Below are 554 nucleotides of genomic sequence, written 5' to 3'. Positions count from 1 at the left end.
ACCGTTCCAGTATCTGATGCGTTAGAAGTGTTCCCACTTGCCACCGTTCCAGTCACGGTAAAGTCTTCTGTAGGTTCACCTGTTGTATCATCTGTAATTGGAATATTAACATTTACCACTGTCTGTCCTGCTGGAATCGTAGCGGTAACTGTTGTGCTTGTATAATCAGCTGGATCTATTGCACTGTTGTCTACCGTAGTAATTGATATCACTGTAGCTACACTACTTGGATTGTCAATGCTTACTGGTACACTTGCACTACCACCATCTTCTGCAATCGTTACATCTCCAACACTCATTGCTGGGGTATCATTATCTGTGATTGTTACCGTTCCAGTATCTGATGCGTTAGAAGTGTTCCCACTTGTCACCGTTCCAGTTACGGTAAAGTCTTCTGTAGGTTCACCTACCGTATCATCTGTAATTGGAATATTAACATTTACCACTGTCTGTCCTGCTGGAATCGTGGCAGTAACCGTTGTGCTTGTATAATCAGCTGGATCTGTAGCACTGTTGTCTACCGTAGTAATTGATACCACTGTAGCTACACTACT

Annotated in this window: 1 protein-coding gene; it reads right to left on the bottom strand. The window is 43.0% G+C overall.

Annotated elements, in window-relative coordinates:
* Positions 1–554, bottom strand: a 554-nt coding sequence (locus tag Q0828_RS24385; protein WP_298427977.1) for a Calx-beta domain-containing protein, incomplete at both ends; no start/stop codon positions are given.

This window comes from uncultured Kordia sp. (genome assembly GCF_947496985.1).
Lineage (GTDB): Bacteria > Bacteroidota > Bacteroidia > Flavobacteriales > Flavobacteriaceae > Kordia.
The sequence above is the reverse complement of the archived record's forward strand: the minus strand, read 5'-3'. Positions and strand labels throughout refer to the sequence as shown.